A 17,380-nucleotide genomic window follows, 5' to 3' on the forward strand; every position below is an offset into this window, starting at 1 on the left:
CCGGGACATCAGAGGCATGACAGACCCCGTACTCGAACAGCCCGGACGGACAAACCTTCTGATCCGGAACTGCTAGGAAGGAATTAGGGACACCACCATGACCGACACCCCGAACCCGACCGACCTCTCCGGCCTGTCCATCCGCCCCGCCCGCGAGGCAGATCTGCCCGCCATCGTCGCCATGCTCGCGGACGACCCACTCGGCGCCACCCGCGAATCCCCGGACGACCTCGCCCCGTACCGCACGGCCCTGAAGCGCCTGGCCGACGATCCGAACCAGCACTTGGTCGTAGCGGTCCGCGCGGACCGGGTCGTCGGCACCCTCCAGCTGACGATCGTGCCCGGCCTCTCCCGCAAGGGATCCACCCGCTCCATCATCGAAGGCGTCCGCGTCCACGCCGACGAGCGCGGCAGCGGCCTCGGCACCCGCTTCATCGAGTGGGCCATCGAGAAGTCCCGCGCCGAGAACTGCGACCTCGTGCAGCTGACCTCGGACGCGACCCGGACCGACGCCCACCGCTTCTACGAGCGGCTCGGCTTCGCCGCCTCCCACGTCGGGTTCAAACTGCAGCTCTGACAGGGCGCATCGGCTGGCCGGGCCGCGCTGTCCGCGGCCCGGCCTACGATCGGGAGGATGAGCCCAAGCCTCCCCCTCGTCACCACTGCCGAGCGCCGCGACCGGCTCGGCCGACGCCACCGCCTCGCCCCCTCGGCCCGCGCCGCCACGGTGCCGCAGGCGGCCGACGCCGTCGTCGCCCTGCACGCCACCGACGCCTCGACCGTCTTCCTCTCCGCCCGCGCCCGGCTGACCGAGAGCGGCCCCGACACGATCGAGCGGGCGCTCTACGAGGACGTCAGCCTCGTGCGGCTGCTCAGCATGCGCAACACGCTCTTCGCCGTCTCCGCCGAACTCGCCCCGTACGTCGACTCCTCCACCGCCCGCGGGATCGCCGCGAAGGAGCGCCGCGCCCTCCTCAAGCACCTCGACGAGGACGGGCAGGGCCTCGACGCCGGCTGGCTGGCCGGGGCGGAAGCCGCCGCCCTCGACGCACTCGACACCCGCGGCCCCTCCACCGGCAGTCAGCTGTCCGCGGCCGTGCCCGCCCTGCGCCAGAAGATCACCATCGGTCGCGGCAAGAAGTACGAGACCGAGACGGGTGTCGCCACCCGGGTCATCCGCCTACTGGCCGCCGATGGCCGGATCCGCCGCGACCGCCCGCGCGGATCCTGGACCTCCAGCCAGTACCGCTGGGTCCACAGCGAGCCGTGGCCCGCCGTACCCCCCGCCGAGGCCCGCGCCGAGATCACCCGGCGCTGGCTCCGCGCCTACGGCCCGGCCACCGAGACCGACCTCAAGTGGTGGACCGGCTGGACCCTCACCGACGCCCGCAAGGCCCTCGCCGCCGTGGGCCCCGAGCAGGTCCGCCTCGACGACGGCACCACCGCCCTCGTCGGTCCCGGCGACACCGCGCCCGAACCGGCCACCGAGCCCTGGGCCGCGCTCCTGCCCGGCCTCGACCCCACCGGCATGGGCTGGGCCGACCGTGGCTTCCACCTCGACCCCGCCCACAAGAGCGCCCTGTTCGACTACGCCGGCAACATCGGCCCCACCGTGTGGTGGAACGGGGAGGTCGTCGGCGGCGGGGCCCAGCGCGCCGACGGCGAGATCGTCTGGCGACTGCTCACCCGCCCCGGCCGGGCCGCCGAGGAGGCGATCACCGCCGAGGCCGCCCGGCTCGCCGCGTGGGTGGGGGAGGCCCGCATCACCCCGCGCTTCCGCACTCCACTGGAGCGCGAACTCGTCGCCTGATCCGACCTCGACGGAACCGAGCCGTCAGCCGATGCCCCGCCAACCCTGCGGATCCACCCCACCGGGCACCGGGGCCTCGGCGTCGTACGGCTCCCGGGTGAACACGAAGGACGCCAGATCGAGATGGCTCACCGAGCCGTCCTCACGGCGCACCGCCCGCAGCGTCTCACCCGCGTAATAGCCCGACAGACCCGTCCAGCTGCCGTCCGCCTCCGCCCGGAACCGCGCCCCACGACCGGCCCCGCCCACCGGCGCCAGCTCCAGCGATCCGTCCGCCTTCAGCCGCACCACCTGCGCGGAAGTCCCCCAGTACCAGGGACCGCACAGCTCCAGCGCCACCTGATCGGCCTCCAGGAACGGCCGCCACGGCTCCGGGATCCGCGGCTCGGCCTCCGCGACGATCCCCACGAGGTCCGCGGCCACCGTCGAGGCCGGCACCCCCGAGGTGCAGTTCGCGAGCACCACCGCCGCCACGTCGTCCGCCTCGCTCAGCCACAGCCCCGCGACGAACCCGGGCAGCGATCCGCTGTGGCCCACCAGCCGACGCGCGCCGTCGGCCGCCAGCTGCACGCCCAATCCGTAGCCGAGATCGGCGCCCGGCTCCGGGGGCGCGGCCGACGTACGCATCTCCCGTACGGACTCCGCGCCCAACACCCGCGCGTCACCGCGCAGCAGGAAGTCCGCGAACCGCGCCAAATCCCTGGCCGTGGACCACAACTGACCGGCCGGAGCCATCAGTCCCAGGTCCTCGAGCGGCTCCGGCATCATCACGTCCGCCCAGGGATGCACCGCCCAGCCACCCGCGTGCGGGGCCTGCGGTCGCCCACTGGTACGGCTCAGCCCCAGCGGCTCCAGCACCTCGGCCCGCAGTACCTCTTCCCACGGCTTCCCGCGCAGCGCCTCGACGAGCGAACCCAGCAACGTGTAACCGGGGTTGGAGTAGTGGAACCGGCGTCCGGGCCTGTGCTTGAACGGCTCCGCACCGAGTACGTCGGCCAGCTCCGGCCGTGTGTCACCGGGCGTGCGCTCCCACCACGGGCCGGGCGTCTCCGCGGCCAGTCCACCTGTGTGCGACAGCAGTTGGGCGATGGTCACCTCGCCGGCCCCGGTACCCGGCAAGTGCTGCTCCAGCCGGTCCGCGAGGGTCAGCAGCCCCTCGTCACGCAGGCGCAGCACCAGTACGGCGGTGAAGGTCTTGCTGATCGACCCGATCCGGTATTGGACGTCCCCGTCCGGACCGTGCCCCTCGACACAGGTCCGGGAACCCTCCCAGACCACTTCGCCGTCCCGCACTACGGCCGCCACGACGGACGGCGCCCGCCCCTCGCTCTGCGCGACGGCGAGCCGGCGCCTCAGTGCGCGCCGGGTGGTGGGAAGCAGTTCCAGGTCCTCGGAAAGATCATCCATGATCGGATGCTACGTGTTGGCCATGTCCACGAACCGCGAATAATGGCCCTGGAAGGCCACGGTGATGGTGGCCGTGGGGCCGTTACGGTGCTTCGCCACGATCAGGTCCGCCTCGCCCGCGCGCGGGGACTCCTTCTCGTACGCGTCCTCGCGGTGCAGCAGGATCACCATGTCGGCGTCCTGCTCGATGGAGCCCGACTCACGCAGGTCGGAGACCATCGGCTTCTTGTCGGTGCGCTGCTCGGGACCACGGTTCAGCTGGGACAGCGCGATCACCGGGACCTCCAGCTCCTTCGCCAGCAGCTTGAGGTTTCGGGACATGTCCGAGACCTCCTGCTGACGGCTCTCGGGACGGCGCGAACCGCCCGACTGCATCAGCTGGAGGTAGTCGATGACCACGAGCGAGAGGTCGTTGCGCTGCTTGAGCCGACGGCACTTGGCCCGGATCTCCATCATCGACAGGTTGGGGGAGTCGTCGATGTACAGCGGCGCGGCGGAGACGTCCGGCATCCGGCGGGCCAGCCTGGTCCAGTCGTCGTCCGTCATCGTTCCCGAGCGCATGTGGTGCAGGGCCACCCGCGCCTCGGCCGAGAGCAGGCGCATCGCGATCTCGTTGCGCCCCATTTCGAGGGAGAAGATCACGCTGGGCAGGTTGGCCTTGATGGAACAGGCACGGGCGAAGTCCAGCGCGAGCGTGGACTTACCCATGGCGGGACGGGCCGCGATGACGATCATCTGGCCGGGGTGCAGGCCGTTGGTGAGCGAGTCGAGGTCCGTGAAGCCGGTCGGGACACCGGACATCTGGCCGCTGCGGGACCCGATCGCCTCGATCTCGTCGAGCGCGCCCTCCATGATGTCGCCCAGCGGCAGGTAGTCCTCGGAGGTCCGCTGCTCGGTGACGGCGTAGATCTCGGCCTGGGCGCTGTTGACGATCTCGTCGACGTCGCCGTCGGCCGCGTAGCCCATCTGCGTGATCTTCGTACCGGCGGCGACCAGGCGCCGCAGGACGGCTCTCTCGTGGACGATCTCCGCGTAGTACTCGGCGTTCGCCGCCGTCGGCACGGACTGCACCAGCGTGTGCAGGTACGAGGCCCCGCCCACCTTGCTGATCTCGCCCCGCCGGGTCAGCTCGGCGCCGACCGTGATCGGGTCGGCCGGCTCGCCCTTGGCGTACAGGTCGAGGATGGCCTGGTAGATCGTCTCGTGGGAGGGCCGGTAGAAGTCGTGGCCCTTGATGACCTCGACGACATCGGCGATGGCGTCCTTCGACAGCAGCATGCCGCCGAGCACAGACTGCTCGGCGTCGAGGTCCTGCGGGGGGACGCGCTCGAAGCCGCCACCACCGCCGCCGCTGCCGCCGCCGTCCCAGGATCCGCCTTCGCGGCCGCGCTCGTGCTGTTCGTCCCCGCGGCCGCGGCCTTCGGTGTTACGGCGCGAACGGGCGGGCAGACGGTCACCCGGACCGCTGTCGGCCCAGGGGTCGTCCATGGGCTCGGGCATGCTCACCGGGCCGCCTCCTCCCGTCCGCAAAGCGGACCTCGCCGTGCCACTCTTTCTACGTCACGGCTCTGACATTTGGGGCACCCGAATCGGCTGTCGGCGAGTCGGGCAACGCACCACGGTAGGGCCGCGAGCGGCGTCCGCCAATCTTGTTATCCACAGGCTGTGTGGATGAGATGTGGACGACGGCGTCAATGCTGTGGGTAAGTCCCCGGAAGCTGTGCACGGACCGGGGGACGACGCTGTGGACAAAATCACCCGCCCCACCCCGGCACCCCAGTTGACCTGCAGATTCTCCTCCAGCCGGGCTCCCGGGAGAAAAATCTTGGCCACTGTCTCGAGATGACCACCAATGAGGCGGAAGGAAGGCCCTGATCGACGCCAAGGTAAGGACTCAAAGACTCTTGCATCCATTACCTGTGGAAGATTAGATTGAGCGCATGACACAGGCCCCCGCAGCACCGAAGGCTGCGCCGAGACGGCACGACCGGGAGATCTTCGCGCTCGCCGTCCCCGCCTTCGGCGCACTCGTCGCCGAACCCCTCTTCGTGCTGGCCGACAGCGCCATCGTGGGGCACCTCGGCACACCCCAGCTGGCCGGCCTCGGCATCGCCGCCGCTCTGCTCACCACCGCGGTGAGCGTCTTCGTCTTCCTCGCCTACGCCACCACCGCGGCCGTCGCCCGCCGGGTCGGCGCCGGCGATCTCCCGGCCGCGATCCGACAGGGCATGGACGGCATCTGGCTCGCCCTCCTGCTCGGCGTCGCCGTCATCGCCGTGGTCCTGCCCGCGGCCCCTTCGCTCATCTCCCTCTTCGGTGCTTCCGACACCGTCGCCCCGTACGCGGTGACCTACCTGCGGATCTCCTCCTTCGGCATCCCGGCCATGCTCGTGGTCCTCGCCGCCACCGGCGTCATCCGCGGCCTCCAGGACACCCGCACCCCGCTCTACGTCGCCATCGGCGGCTTCACCCTCAACGCGGGCCTGAACGTCGCCCTCGTCTACGGCGCCGGGCTCGGCATCGCCGGCTCCGCCTGGGGCACCGTCATCGCCCAGTGCGCCATGGCCGCCGCCTACCTCGTCGTGGTCGTACGCGGGGCCCGCCGGCACGGCGCCTCCCTGCGCCCCGACGCGGCGGGCATCCGGGCCTGCGCACAGGCCGGGGCACCGCTGCTGGTCCGCACGCTGTCCCTGCGCGCCATCCTGATGATCGCGACCGCGGTGGCCGCCCGGCTCGGCGACGCCGACATCGCCGCCCACCAGATCCTGCTCTCCCTGTGGAGCCTGCTCGCGTTCGCACTGGACGCCATCGCCATCGCCGGACAGGCGATCATCGGCCGCTACCTGGGCGCGAGCGACACCGAGGGCGCCAAGGCGGTCTGCCGACGCATGGTGCAGTGGGGGATAGGCGCGGGCATCGTGCTCGGCCTGCTGGTGGTCCTGGCCCGCCCGCTGCTGATCCCGCTGTTCACCAGCGATCCGGCCGTGGAAAGCGCCATACTGCCCGCCCTGCTGGTCGTGGCCGTCTCCCAGCCCGTCTGCGGCGTGGTCTTCGTCCTCGACGGCGTTCTGATGGGCGCGGGAGATGGCCGCTACCTGGCCTGGGCCATGCTGCTGACGCTCGCCGTGTTCACCCCCGCCGCCCTGCTCGTCCCGACCCTGGGCGGCGGCCTGACGGCCCTGTGGTGGGCCATGACGCTGATGATGCTGGTCCGCATGGCCACCCTCCAGCTGCGAGCCCGCTCGGGCCGCTGGCTGGTCGCGGGGGCCACTCGCTGACCGATGTTTCACGTGAAACAACGACGAAGGGCCGCACCCCGAGGGGTGCGGCCCTTCGTTTCGCGGCCCTTAGGCGGCGACGACCTCGATGCCCACGTTCGCGGCCACGTCGGCGTGCAGACGCACGGAGACCTGGTACGAACCGAGGGTCTTGATCGGGGAGCCCAGCTCGACGCGGCGCTTGTCGACCTTCGGGCCGCCCGAAGCCTCGATCGCCGTGGCGATGTCGGCCGGGGTCACGGAACCGAAGAGACGACCGGCGTCACCCGCGCGGGTGGCCAGACGGACCTTCACGCCCTCGAGCTTGGCCTTGACCTCGTTGGCCTGCTCGATGGTCGCGATCTCGTGGATCTTGCGGGCGCGGCGGATCTGCGCCACGTCCTTCTCGCCACCCTTGGTCCAGCGGATCGCGAAACCACGCGGGACCAGGTAGTTGCGAGCGTAACCGTCCTTGACGTCGACGACATCGCCGGCGGTGCCGAGGCCAGTGACCTCGTGGGTCAGGATGATCTTCATTAGTCGGTCACCCTTTCCTTATCGCGCGGTGGACGTGTAGGGCAGCAGCGCCATCTCACGGCTGTTCTTGACGGCCGTGGCGACGTCACGCTGGTGCTGCGTGCAGTTGCCGGTAACGCGGCGGGCACGGATCTTGCCGCGGTCGGAAATGAACTTCCGCAGCATGTTCGTGTCCTTGTAGTCCACGTATGCGGTCTTGTCCTTGCAGAACGCGCAGACCTTCTTCTTAGGCTTGCGCACAGGCGGCTTCGCCATTGTGTCTCTCCTGTGTGATCAAGAAGTGGGGTTGCGAGCTGCCCTAGAAGGGCGGCTCGTCCGAGTAGCCACCGCCGGAGTTGCCGGAGCTTCCGCCCCAGCCACCCCCGCCGCCGCCCTGCTGCTGGCCACCGGCCGGCGCGCTGGACGCCCACGGGTCGTCGGAGGGAGCTCCGCCGCCCTGCGGCGCGCCGCCACCGGGGGCTCCGCCCCAGTTGCCACCGCCGCCACCCTGCTGCTGACCGCCGCCGCCGTATCCACCCTGGCCACCGCGACCGGTGGTCTTGGCGACCTTGGCCGTGGCGTTCTTCAGGCTGGGGCCGACTTCCTCGACGTCCAGCTCGTAGACCGTGCGCTTGACACCCTCACGGTCCTCGTACGACCGCTGCCTCAGCCGGCCCTGCACGATGACGCGCATGCCTCGCGTGAGGGACTCGGCGACGTTCTCAGCCGCCTGCCGCCACACCGAGCAGGTCAGGAACAGGCTCTCGCCGTCCTTCCACTCATTGGTCTGACGGTCGAAGGTGCGGGGGGTGGACGCGACACGGAACTTCGCGACCGCCGCACCCGAGGGGGTGAAGCGCAGCTCGGGGTCGTCGACGAGATTGCCGACGACCGTGATGACGGTCTCGCCTGCCATGGATGAACCTCTCGGCGGGGATTGCTGCTGGGCTGCTGTGCTACTCGATCCCGATTACCGCTGAACCGAAGTTCAGTGGGTCTCGGGGCGAAGGACCTTGGTCCGGAGAACCGACTCGTTCAGGTTCAGCTGTCGGTCGAGCTCCTTGACGACCGCAGGCTCGGCCTGAAGGTCGATGACCGAGTAGATGCCCTCGGGCTTCTTCTTGATCTCGTAAGCGAGACGACGACGGCCCCAGGTGTCGACCTTCTCGACCTTTCCGTTGCCCTCACGGACGACGGAGAGGAAGTTCTCGATCAGCGGGGAGACAGCGCGCTCCTCGAGATCGGGGTCGAGGATGACCATCACTTCGTAGTGACGCATGTGGAACCCACCTCCTTTGGACTCAGCGGCCACGGTCGTTCCGTGGCAGGAGGGTCGTGATGCGTGCGCACGGTGTCCGAGAGCAGACACCGCGCAGCTGTACAGACTACCTGCTCGACTCCTTCCGGTTGAAATCCGGCGCCGGGGGGACACAATCTGTATCCATCGGGTGTGCTCGGTGCTATGCCCCCGGCCCCTGCCGGAGGCGGGCCCCAGCACCGCTCTGCTTCAGCCAGGAGGTGCCTTCCGATGGCACAGGCAATGCGACCGCAGTCCCAGATCTCCCTGCTCGCGACCGACGGCAAGCCCCATCCGCTGCAGGACACCCTGCTCGCGGTCACTCTGGTCCTCGGAGCCGTGGCGTTCGTCACGGCCTTCTTCCACAACCTGCACCTGCTCAGCTCGTGGACCGGGCTGATCGGGATCCTGACCGGCGCGTACGGACAGTTCGTCTCCGTCACGACACGCGAGCGCTTCGCAATGGTCATCGGCCTTGGCGCCGCCGCCATCGGCTTCTTCCTCGGCATGGCGCACGGCGGCCTCTTCGGCGGCTGGCTGGGCTGACCGGGGAACCTCCGCGACGGGGCACCGGCCGCACACCGGCCCGGGTCCCGGCCCGTCCCCCAGATGGGTGGCGCCCCCGTCGCAGTAGGCTTCGCGCCATAGCCAGCGAAGCCGCCGGAGGAGACACCCCGCATGAGCCTGTCCCTGAGCACCATCAGCCGAGAGCAGCATCTGGCCTATCTCCAGAGCCTGCCTTCGGCTAGCCACTGCCAGGTCCCGGCATGGGCCGACGTCAAGAACGAGTGGCGCTCGGAGAACCTCGGCTGGTTCGACAAGTCCGGTGAACTCGTCGGTGCCGCGCTCGTGTTGTACCGCCAGCTGCCCAAGGTGAAGCGGTACCTCGCCTACCTGCCCGAGGGCCCGGTCATCAACTGGTACGCCCCGAACCTGGAGGAGTGGCTCCAGCCGATGCTGGCGCACCTCAAGCAGCAGGGCGCCTTCACCGTGAAGATGGGCCCGCCCGTCGTCATCCGCCGCTGGAACTCGACCGCCATCAAGGCCGGCATCCAGGACCCCGAGGTCAAGCGGCTGCGCGACGTCGAGGCCACGCACATCGAGCCCCGCGCCTTCGAGGTCTCCGACAAGCTGCGCCGCATGGGCTGGCAGCAGGCCGAGGACGGCGGCGCCGGCTTCGGCGACGTCCAGCCGCGCTACGTCTTCCAAGTGCCGCTGGCCAACCGCTCGCTGGACGACGTCCTCAAGGGCTTCAACCAGCTGTGGCGCCGCAACATCAAGAAGGCCGAGAAGGCCGGCGTCGAGGTCGTCCAGGGCGGCTACGACGACCTGCCGACCTGGCAGCACCTGTACGAGATCACGGCCGAGCGCGACAAGTTCCGCCCGCGCCCGCTCAGCTACTTCCAGCGCCAGTGGACGGCCCTCAACTCCGAGGACCCCAACCGGATGCGCCTGTACATCGCCAAGCACGAGGGGGAGCCGCTGGCCGCCGCCACGATGCTCACCGTCGGCCAGCACGTCTGGTACTCGTACGGCGCCTCCGCCAACCACAAGCGCGAGGTCCGGCCGTCGAACGCGATGCAGTGGCGCATGCTGCGCGACTCGTACGCACTCGGCGCCGGCGTCTACGACCTGCGCGGCATTTCTGACACGCTGGACGAGAACGACCACCTGTTCGGACTGATCCAGTTCAAGGTCGGCACGGGCGGCGAGGCCGTCGAGTACGTCGGCGAGTGGGACTTCCCGCTCAACAAGGTGCTGCACAAGGCGCTCGACATCTACATGTCGCGCCGCTGACTCCAACCCCACCACACACGAGAGGCTCCGGACGGGCATGGCGCTCACGCTCTACGTCGACACCGCGCGCTGGCGTGCGCACCAGAAGCAGGTCCAGGACCAGTTCCCCGGAATGGTCCCGGTCTGCAAGGGCAACGGCTACGGCTTCGGTCACGAGCGGCTGTGCGAGGAGGCGACCCGGATGGGCGCCGACATCCTCGCCGTCGGCACCACCTACGAGGCCGCGAGCATCAAGGACTGGTTCGGCGGCGACCTGCTGGTCCTGACCCCGTTCCGGCGGGGCGAGGAGCCGGTGCCGCTGCCGGACCGGGTCATCCGCTCGGTGTCCTCGCTGGACGGGGTCCGCGGCCTGGTCGGCGCCCGGGTGGTCATCGAGTGCATGAGCTCGATGCGCCGCCACGGCATCTCCGAACAGGACCTGGGCCAGCTGCACTCCGCGATCGAGGACGTCCGGCTGGAGGGCTTCGCCCTGCACCTGCCGCTGGACCGCCCGGACGGCTCGGACGCCGTCGAGGAGGTCATCGGCTGGATGGACCGGCTGCGCGCGGCCCGGCTGCCGCTGCACACCATGTTCGTCAGCCACCTGCGGGCCGAGGAACTGGCGCGGTTGCAGCAGCAGTTCCCGCAGACCCGCTTCCGGGCCCGTATCGGCACCCGGCTGTGGCTGGGCGACCACGAGGCGACCGAGTACCGGGGTTCGGTGCTGGACGTCACCCGCGTCGCCAAGGGCGACCGCTTCGGCTACCGCCAGCAGAAGGCCGCCTCCGACGGCTGGCTGGTCGTGGTCGCCGGCGGTACCTCGCACGGAGTGGGCCTGGAGGCCCCCAAGGCGCTGCACGGCGTCATGCCGCGGGCCAAGGGCGTCGCACGGGCCGGCCTGGCCACGGTCAACCGGAACCTGTCGCCCTTCGTGTGGGCGGGCAAGCAGCGCTGGTTCGCGGAGCCTCCGCACATGCAGGTGTCGATCCTGTTCGTGCCCTCCGACACGACCGAGCCGAAGGTCGGCGACGAGCTCGTGGCGCACCTGCGCCACACCACCACGCAGTTCGACCGGGTGCTCGACGCCTGAGCCGGGCCGCGGCCCGATGGCCCCGGCCCGTCCCGGTCAGTCCTTGGGGCCCGTGCCCCAGTCGACCCGCTGTCCCTCCGAGGGCGCCGCGTACCGCGGCGCCCTCGCCGCGTCCGACAGCACGAACACGTCCTCGGCCCCGTCCAGGACACCACCCGAGGGGTCGTCCACGCCGTCCCGGCGTACGACGTCGCGCTCGGGCATCAGGATGTCGCGGACCACGACCGCGCACAGGTACAGGGTGGCCAGCAGGTGGGCGGTGATCGCCAGCTGGTAGCCCTCCACCGGCAGACCCTGATGCTTGTCCCCGCTGGTGGTGTAGGCGAGGTAGAACCAGATCCCGAGGAAGTAGACGACCTCGCCTGCCTGCCAGATCAGGAAGTCCCGCCAGCGGGGCCGGGCCAGCGCGGCGAGCGGGATGAGCCAGAGCACGTACTGCGGCGAGTAGACCTTGTTGGCCAGGATGAAGGCGGCGACGACGAGGAAGGCCAGCTGGGCGAAGCGGGGGCGCCTGGGGGCGGTCAGCGCCAGCAGTCCGATGGCCGCGCACATCAGGAGCGTCAGCCCGGTCGCGTAGGTGTTGGCGCCGTCCAGGGGGTTGCCGGAGCGCTGGGAGATCAGCAGCCACACGGAGCCGAAGTCGATCGGCCGCTCCTGGCTGAAGGTGTAGAACTTCGACCAGCCTTCCCGGGCGAAGATCATGACCGGCAGGTTCACCACGAGCCAGGCGCCGGCCGCGCCGAGGGCCGCGGCGCCGAAGTCGCGCCACTTCCCTGCTCGCCAGCAGAGCACGAAGAGCACCCCGAGCAGCAGGACGGGGTAGAGCTTGGCGGCGGTGGCCAGGCCGATGAAGACGCCGAAGAGGACCGCCCGCCCGCGGGACCACATGAGCATCCCGGCGGCGGTCAGGGCGATGGCCAGCAGGTCCCAGTTGATCGTCGCGGTGAGGGCGAAGGCCGGCGCCAGGGCGAAGAGCAGCGCGTCCCAGGGGCGGCGGCGGTGGGTGCGGGCCACGCACACGGCGATGACGGCGGCGCAGGCCATGAGCATGCCCGCGTTGACCATCCAGTACATCTGCTCGCGGTGCTGGATGGATCCGGTGCCCGGGGTCAACCAGGAGGCGACCTCCATGAACAGTCCGGTGAGCACCGGATACTCCAGGTACTCCATGTCGCCGGGCAGCCGGTCGAAGTAGGGCGTCAGGTTGTCGGCGAAGCCGCGTGCCGCGAAGAGGTGCGGAATGTCGGAGTAGCAGGCGTGGGTGTACTGCGAGCTCGCCCCCTGGAACCACGCCCAGTCGTAGCAGGGCAGCTTCTGCACCATGCCGAGCGCGAACATGCCGATGGCGAGCAGCACCACGACGCGGACCGGCCCCAGCCAGTGCCCGCCGAGCCGTGCGTAGCGGCCGAGCGGGCCGCCGATGAACTCACTCCCGGCTGCGGCGACCTCGTCCTGCTGGGTGGGCAGTACGGGACGGTCCTCGTGCACCTTCGTCATGGGGGTCATCCTGCCGTACCGGGCCGGACATGGGGGAAGGCCGTCGCACCGGGTGCGACGGCCTTCCTCGGTTCACGTGCCGGGACGGGCGGGGCCCGTCACTCGGGCGCTGTGAGCGTTCCCGTTGTGCTACCGCCCGGGCGGCCCGGTTTGCCGGTGCCGGTCGATGTCGGCGATCCGCTGGGTCCACCGTCGGCGCCGCCGATGAGCCCGCCCGAGGTCGAGCCGGTGGGCGTGGGGTCCGGCTCGCAGTACAGCTCCCACGGCTTGCAGGGCTTGCCGCTCTTGGAGGAGGAGGGGCGGCCCGAGGGCGTGTTCGACGGCTGCATCGACGGGGACGGCGTCGGCGACGGCGGGGCCGACGGGGTGGGGGAGGGCGCTCCGGAGGCGTCCGCGGTGACGCCGATCTTCTCGGCCTCGGGGAAGTCCGTCACCGGGGTGCCCTTGACCGCCTCCTTCATGTACTCGGTCCAGATCTCGGCCGGGATGTCACCACCGTGGATGGACGGGATGTCACCCACGCCCTTCATGGACTGCAGCGCCTTGTCGGCCGAGTTGGGGTCGCTGCGGAAGAGGACGACGGAGGTGGACAGCTCGGGGGTGTAGCCGACGAACCACGCCGACTTGTTCTCGTCGGTGGTACCGGTCTTGCCCGCGGCGGGCCGGCCCAGCTTCTTGACCTTGGTGGCGGTGCCGTTCTGGACGACGTTCTTCAGCACCTTGGTGATGTTGTCCGCGATGGCGTTGTCCATGGCCCGCTCGGCCTTGGTCGGTTCGAAGCCGGGCAGCGCCTCGCCGTCCTTTTCGACCTTGGTCACGGAGAACGGCTCGTGGTGCGTGCCGGAGGCGGCGAACGTGGCGTACGAGTCGGCCATGCGGATGGCGCTGGGGGTGGAGGTACCGAGCGCGAAGGAGGCGTCGTTGTCCGGGGTCATGGACTCCGGGCGCAGGCCCGTGGCCTCGGCCACCTTGCGGACCTTGTCGTGGCCGACGTCGAAGACGAGTTGGGCGAAGGGGACGTTGATGGACTTCTCCATCGCCTCGTTGAGGGTCACGTACCCGTAGGCGGTGGGGCTCTCGTTCTTCTGCTTGAACGGGGTGCCGTCCTTGCCGCGCAGCGGCCTGCCCTCACGGTTGTTGATCACGGTGAGGTCGTTGGCCTGGTACTTGCTGTCGGCCGTGATGCCCCGGCCGTTGGAGTTCTGGGTGCCGTACTGCATGGCCGCCGCGAGCACGTACGGCTTCCAGGTCGAGCCGACCGGGACACCGGTGGTGTTGGCGTTGTTGCTGAAGTACTTGTGGTCCCAGCCCGGACCGCCGTACAGGGCCACGAGCGCCCCGGTCTTCGCGTCCACTGAGGCCGCGCCGAACTGTACGAAGGTGTCGGTGTCGGGGCGCTTCTTCTCGTCGATGAGCCCGTTGCGGGTGTCCTCCACGGCCTTGGACAGCGCGTCGACCTTCTCCTTCTTGAAGGTCGTCGTGATCTCGTAGCCGCCCAGGGCCATCTGCTCGGCGGTGATGCCCTTGGTCTTCATCACGTAAGCCTTGGCCGTGTCGACCAGATAGCCGATCTGGCCGGTCATACCGCGGGCCTGCTCGGACTCGACGCGGGCGGGGAACTCCTTGTCGGTGTACTTCGCCCGCTCGGCCTTGTCCATCCGGCCCACCTCGACCTCGCGGTCCAGGACCCAGGCCCAGCGCTTGCGGGCACGCTCCTCGTTGAGCTGGGGGGTGGCCGCGGCGCCGATGCCGCCGTCCGGGTTGTAAAGGTTGGGGCCCTTGAGCACGGAGGCCAGGAAGGCGCACTCCGCCGGGTTCAGATCCTTGCTGTCCTTGCCGAAGTAGGCACGGGCGGCGGCCTGGATGCCGTAGGCGTCCCGTCCGTAGTAGGCGGTGTTGAGGTAGCCGGCGAGGACCGTGTCCTTCTCCACCGTGGTGCCCAGCTTTATCGCGATGAACAGCTCGGTGACCTTGCGCTTGAGCGTCTGCTCGGAGTCCAGGTAGGTGTTCTTCACGTACTGCTGGGTGATGGTCGAACCGCCCTGGGTGGATCCGCCCGTGGCCATGTTCCACACGGCGCGGGCGATGCCCATCGGGTCGACGCCCTTGTCCGTCTCGAAGGACTCGTTCTCCGCGGCGATCACCGCGTCCCTCATCGACCGCGGAATGCTGGAGATCGGCACGATCTGCCGGTTCATCGAACCGCCGGTCGCCACCATCTGGGTGCCGTCGGCCCAGTTGAAGACGTTGTTCTGCGCCTTGGCCGCCTTGTTCGGGTCGGGCTCGTTCACCATGGCGATCCCGATGCCCGCACCGGCGATGATGATCGCGAAGAAGCCCAGGGCGGTACCGCTGACGAGCTTCCAGGACGGCAGGAAGCGCTTCCAGCCCTCGCGGTCCGACCGCGGGTAGTTGATCAGCCGCTTGTCGGGGCGGCCGCTGCCGCGAGCGGCGGTCCCGGCGCTCCTGCCGCGGCCCCCGGATCCTCTCTGTGCGGCCCGGCGCCCCGCCGCTCTGCCGCCGTGCGCGGAGGGTTCCGTATAGGGACCGCTGGGTGACGGCGTGGGGACGTCACGTCCGGTCCCGGCGCCCCTGCCGGGGCGCTGCTGGGCGGCCCGGCGGGCCGCGGCCCGCCCACCACCTTGGGGCTGCGACGGTTTGCGGCGGTGCTCGCTCATCGAACGACTACTCCTCGGGCAGGCGAGTGGCCTGGAAGCGGCAGGTGAATTCCGGTTCCCCCGGTGTCCTGGCGCACAGACTACGCACGCTCAAAACCCGACCAGTGCCGAAGTTCACCCCAAAACAGGCAACTCGCCTCGTACGAATTGGTGATGTGATGCCGGTCACCACGTCGCCACTTGTCGACTGACCAGACCCGTTCTATCGTCTGGATGTATCGAGCCGATACATCAGCTCGGTATAAAGACACAGAGTCGGAGGAGAGGCAGGCGGATGAGCAGGCGCTCAGGCATCCTCGAATTCGCCGTCCTCGGCCTGCTCCGCGAATCCCCCATGCACGGCTACGAGCTGCGCAAGCGGCTCAACACCTCGCTTGGGGTGTTCAGGGCCTTCAGCTACGGGACGCTCTATCCCTGCCTCAAGACGCTGGTCGCCAACGGCTGGTTGATCGAAGAACCGGGCAACGCTCCGGAAGACGCTCTCGCCGCTTCACTCGCAGGGCGCCGCGCCAAGATCGTCTACCGGTTGACGGCCGCGGGTAAGGAGCACTTCGAGGAGCTCCTCTCCCACACGGGCCCCGATACCTGGGAGGACGAGTCCTTCGCCGCCCGCTTCGCCTTCTTCGGCCAAACCGAACGAGACGTGCGCATGCGGGTACTGGAGGGCCGCCGCAGTCGGCTGGAGGAGCGCCTGGAGAAGATGCGCGCCTCACTGGCGCGCACCCGGGAGCGCCTCGACGACTACACGCTTGAGCTGCAGCGACACGGCATGGAGTCCGTGGAGCGCGAAGTGCGCTGGCTGAACGAGCTCATCGAGAGTGAGCGGGCGGGACGGGATCAGAGACGACCCGGTCCGTCCGACGAAACTGAAAAATGAGGCCTGCATCTCGCAGACCTCGTCCGAGAACAAACAGGGAGCAACCGGAATGGGTTCGGTTCGCGTAGCCATCGTCGGCGTGGGCAACTGCGCCGCCTCGCTGGTGCAGGGCGTCGAGTACTACAAGGACGCCGACCCGGCGGCCAAGGTCCCCGGTCTGATGCACGTCCAGTTCGGCGACTACCACGTGCGTGACATCGAGTTCGTCGCCGCGTTCGACGTCGACGCGAAGAAGGTCGGCCTCGACCTTTCGGACGCCATCGGCGCCAGCGAGAACAACACCATCAAGATCTGCGACGTCCCGAACGCGGGCGTGACCGTGCAGCGCGGCCACACCTACGACGGCCTGGGCAAGTACTACCGCATGACCATCGAGGAGTCCGCCGAGGCTCCGGTCGACGTGGTCCAGGTCCTCAAGGACCGTGAGGTCGACGTCCTGATCTGCTACCTGCCCGTCGGTTCCGAGGACGCGGCGAAGTTCTACGCCCAGTGCGCCATCGACGCCAAGGTCGCCTTCGTCAACGCCCTCCCGGTCTTCATCGCCGGCACCAAGGAGTGGGCCGACAAGTTCACCGAGGCCGGTGTCCCGATCGTCGGCGACGACATCAAGTCGCAGGTCGGCGCCACCATCACGCACCGCGTGATGGCGAAGCTGTTCGAGGACCGCGGTGTCCGACTCGAGCGCACCATGCAGCTCAACGTCGGCGGCAACATGGACTTCAAGAACATGCTGGAGCGCGACCGCCTGGAGTCGAAGAAGATCTCCAAGACGCAGGCCGTCACCTCGCAGATCCCCGACCGTGAGCTCGGCGAGAAGAACGTCCACATCGGCCCGTCCGACTACGTCGCATGGCTCGACGACCGCAAGTGGGCCTACGTCCGCCTCGAAGGCCGCGCCTTCGGCGACGTCCCGCTGAACCTCGAGTACAAGCTCGAGGTGTGGGACTCCCCGAACTCCGCCGGTGTCATCATCGACGCCCTGCGCGCCGCGAAGATCGCCAAGGACCGCGGCATCGGCGGCCCGATCCTGTCGGCGTCCAGCTACTTCATGAAGTCCCCGCCGGTGCAGTACTTCGACGACGAGGCCTACGCGAACGTCGAGAAGTTCATCAAGGGCGAGGTCGAGCGCTAGTCGAACCCCCAAGGGTCCTTCCGGACACCTGGACTTCGGCAGT

The 17,380-nt window shown here is 69.4% G+C and carries 16 protein-coding genes; 8 read left to right on the plus strand and 8 right to left on the minus strand.

Going from position 1 to position 17,380, the window contains the following annotated elements; genetic code table 11:
- The first annotated feature begins 97 nt into the window (after positions 1 to 97).
- Both ACFV9H_RS30715 and ACFV9H_RS30720 read left to right on the plus strand, forming a co-directional pair.
- Positions 98 to 577, plus strand: coding sequence for a GNAT family N-acetyltransferase (locus ACFV9H_RS30715; protein ID WP_385404583.1), 480 nt, complete (start codon positions 98 to 100; stop codon positions 575 to 577).
- Positions 578 to 634: 57 nt separating this feature from the next.
- The gene (locus tag ACFV9H_RS30720; protein WP_385404585.1) at positions 635 to 1,810 is read left to right on the plus strand and encodes a winged helix DNA-binding domain-containing protein; all 1,176 of its coding nucleotides are present in this window, start codon (positions 635 to 637) and stop codon (positions 1,808 to 1,810) included.
- Between the two features lie 24 nt (positions 1,811 to 1,834).
- Here ACFV9H_RS30720 and ACFV9H_RS30725 read toward each other — a convergent pair whose 3' ends face one another.
- Complete coding sequence (locus tag ACFV9H_RS30725; protein WP_385404587.1) at positions 1,835 to 3,217, minus strand: serine hydrolase domain-containing protein; 1,383 nt, start codon at positions 3,215 to 3,217, stop codon at positions 1,835 to 1,837.
- 9 nt (positions 3,218 to 3,226) lie between these two features.
- Positions 3,227 to 4,705 (minus strand): replicative DNA helicase, encoded by a 1,479-nt coding sequence (dnaB, locus tag ACFV9H_RS30730; RefSeq protein WP_385404650.1) that lies wholly within the window; start codon positions 4,703 to 4,705, stop codon positions 3,227 to 3,229.
- A 452-nt stretch (positions 4,706 to 5,157) separates the two neighbouring features.
- Between dnaB and ACFV9H_RS30735 the strand changes: the two genes are divergently transcribed.
- Positions 5,158 to 6,495: an MATE family efflux transporter gene (locus tag ACFV9H_RS30735; protein WP_385404589.1), complete on the plus strand. Its 1,338-nt coding sequence runs from the start codon at positions 5,158 to 5,160 to the stop codon at positions 6,493 to 6,495.
- A 69-nt stretch (positions 6,496 to 6,564) separates the two neighbouring features.
- Here ACFV9H_RS30735 and rplI read toward each other — a convergent pair whose 3' ends face one another.
- The 4 genes from rplI to rpsF form a co-directional block, all read right to left on the minus strand.
- Complete coding sequence (gene rplI, locus ACFV9H_RS30740) at positions 6,565 to 7,011, minus strand: 50S ribosomal protein L9 (protein WP_365164337.1); 447 nt, start codon at positions 7,009 to 7,011, stop codon at positions 6,565 to 6,567.
- An 18-nt stretch (positions 7,012 to 7,029) separates the two neighbouring features.
- A complete protein-coding gene (gene rpsR / locus ACFV9H_RS30745; RefSeq protein WP_005315025.1) occupies positions 7,030 to 7,266 on the minus strand; it encodes a 30S ribosomal protein S18 in 237 nt (78 codons plus the stop codon).
- Positions 7,267 to 7,309: 43 nt separating this feature from the next.
- Positions 7,310 to 7,906, minus strand: a complete 597-nt coding sequence (locus ACFV9H_RS30750) for a single-stranded DNA-binding protein (protein ID WP_385404591.1) — start codon at positions 7,904 to 7,906, stop codon at positions 7,310 to 7,312.
- Between the two features lie 72 nt (positions 7,907 to 7,978).
- A complete protein-coding gene (rpsF, locus tag ACFV9H_RS30755; protein ID WP_015034882.1) occupies positions 7,979 to 8,269 on the minus strand; it encodes a 30S ribosomal protein S6 in 291 nt (96 codons plus the stop codon).
- Between the two features lie 249 nt (positions 8,270 to 8,518).
- Here rpsF and ACFV9H_RS30760 point away from each other — a divergent pair, with 249 nt between their 5' ends.
- The 3 genes from ACFV9H_RS30760 (at position 8,519) to ACFV9H_RS30770 (ending at position 11,153) form a co-directional block, all read left to right on the plus strand.
- Positions 8,519 to 8,833: a hypothetical protein gene (locus ACFV9H_RS30760; protein WP_385404593.1), complete on the plus strand. Its 315-nt coding sequence runs from the start codon at positions 8,519 to 8,521 to the stop codon at positions 8,831 to 8,833.
- 132 nt (positions 8,834 to 8,965) lie between these two features.
- Positions 8,966 to 10,084: a lipid II:glycine glycyltransferase FemX gene (locus ACFV9H_RS30765; protein ID WP_385404595.1), complete on the plus strand. Its 1,119-nt coding sequence runs from the start codon at positions 8,966 to 8,968 to the stop codon at positions 10,082 to 10,084.
- Positions 10,085 to 10,121: 37 nt separating this feature from the next.
- Positions 10,122 to 11,153 (plus strand): alanine racemase, encoded by a 1,032-nt coding sequence (locus ACFV9H_RS30770; RefSeq protein ID WP_385404597.1) that lies wholly within the window; start codon positions 10,122 to 10,124, stop codon positions 11,151 to 11,153.
- Between the two features lie 36 nt (positions 11,154 to 11,189).
- On the opposite strand, the gene ACFV9H_RS30775 is transcribed toward ACFV9H_RS30770, so the two are convergent.
- Both ACFV9H_RS30775 and ACFV9H_RS30780 read right to left on the minus strand, forming a co-directional pair.
- Positions 11,190 to 12,650, minus strand: coding sequence for a glycosyltransferase family 87 protein (locus tag ACFV9H_RS30775; RefSeq protein ID WP_385404600.1), 1,461 nt, complete (start codon positions 12,648 to 12,650; stop codon positions 11,190 to 11,192).
- Positions 12,651 to 12,748: 98 nt separating this feature from the next.
- Positions 12,749 to 15,328: a transglycosylase domain-containing protein gene (locus ACFV9H_RS30780; RefSeq protein WP_385404603.1), complete on the minus strand. Its 2,580-nt coding sequence runs from the start codon at positions 15,326 to 15,328 to the stop codon at positions 12,749 to 12,751.
- Between the two features lie 274 nt (positions 15,329 to 15,602).
- Between ACFV9H_RS30780 and ACFV9H_RS30785 the strand changes: the two genes are divergently transcribed.
- Complete coding sequence (locus ACFV9H_RS30785) at positions 15,603 to 16,205, plus strand: helix-turn-helix transcriptional regulator (RefSeq protein ID WP_385404605.1); 603 nt, start codon at positions 15,603 to 15,605, stop codon at positions 16,203 to 16,205.
- Positions 16,206 to 16,254: 49 nt separating this feature from the next.
- Complete coding sequence (locus tag ACFV9H_RS30790; protein ID WP_385404607.1) at positions 16,255 to 17,337, plus strand: inositol-3-phosphate synthase; 1,083 nt, start codon at positions 16,255 to 16,257, stop codon at positions 17,335 to 17,337.
- Positions 17,338 to 17,380: the final 43 nt, after the last annotated feature.

It is taken from the genome of Streptomyces sp. NPDC059874 (genome assembly GCF_042731135.1).
Taxonomy (GTDB): Bacteria; Actinomycetota; Actinomycetes; order Streptomycetales; family Streptomycetaceae; genus Streptomyces.

What these genes read in the sequence shown, in the direction of transcription:
- ACFV9H_RS30715 (WP_385404583.1), top strand. Translation starts at nt 98, where the DNA reads ATGACCGACACCCCGAACCCGACCGACCTCTCCGGCCTGTCCATCCGC.
- ACFV9H_RS30720 (WP_385404585.1), top strand. Translation starts at nt 635, where the DNA reads ATGAGCCCAAGCCTCCCCCTCGTCACCACTGCCGAGCGCCGCGACCGG.
- ACFV9H_RS30725 (WP_385404587.1), bottom strand. Translation starts at nt 3,217, where the DNA reads ATGGATGATCTTTCCGAGGACCTGGAACTGCTTCCCACCACCCGGCGC.
- dnaB (WP_385404650.1), bottom strand. Translation starts at nt 4,705, where the DNA reads ATGGACGACCCCTGGGCCGACAGCGGTCCGGGTGACCGTCTGCCCGCC.
- ACFV9H_RS30735 (WP_385404589.1), top strand. Translation starts at nt 5,158, where the DNA reads ATGACACAGGCCCCCGCAGCACCGAAGGCTGCGCCGAGACGGCACGAC.
- rplI (WP_365164337.1), bottom strand. Translation starts at nt 7,011, where the DNA reads ATGAAGATCATCCTGACCCACGAGGTCACTGGCCTCGGCACCGCCGGC.
- rpsR (WP_005315025.1), bottom strand. Translation starts at nt 7,266, where the DNA reads ATGGCGAAGCCGCCTGTGCGCAAGCCTAAGAAGAAGGTCTGCGCGTTC.
- ACFV9H_RS30750 (WP_385404591.1), bottom strand. Translation starts at nt 7,906, where the DNA reads ATGGCAGGCGAGACCGTCATCACGGTCGTCGGCAATCTCGTCGACGAC.
- rpsF (WP_015034882.1), bottom strand. Translation starts at nt 8,269, where the DNA reads ATGCGTCACTACGAAGTGATGGTCATCCTCGACCCCGATCTCGAGGAG.
- ACFV9H_RS30760 (WP_385404593.1), top strand. Translation starts at nt 8,519, where the DNA reads ATGGCACAGGCAATGCGACCGCAGTCCCAGATCTCCCTGCTCGCGACC.
- ACFV9H_RS30765 (WP_385404595.1), top strand. Translation starts at nt 8,966, where the DNA reads ATGAGCCTGTCCCTGAGCACCATCAGCCGAGAGCAGCATCTGGCCTAT.
- ACFV9H_RS30770 (WP_385404597.1), top strand. Translation starts at nt 10,122, where the DNA reads ATGGCGCTCACGCTCTACGTCGACACCGCGCGCTGGCGTGCGCACCAG.
- ACFV9H_RS30775 (WP_385404600.1), bottom strand. Translation starts at nt 12,650, where the DNA reads ATGACGAAGGTGCACGAGGACCGTCCCGTACTGCCCACCCAGCAGGAC.
- ACFV9H_RS30780 (WP_385404603.1), bottom strand. Translation starts at nt 15,328, where the DNA reads ATGAGCGAGCACCGCCGCAAACCGTCGCAGCCCCAAGGTGGTGGGCGG.
- ACFV9H_RS30785 (WP_385404605.1), top strand. Translation starts at nt 15,603, where the DNA reads ATGAGCAGGCGCTCAGGCATCCTCGAATTCGCCGTCCTCGGCCTGCTC.
- ACFV9H_RS30790 (WP_385404607.1), top strand. Translation starts at nt 16,255, where the DNA reads ATGGGTTCGGTTCGCGTAGCCATCGTCGGCGTGGGCAACTGCGCCGCC.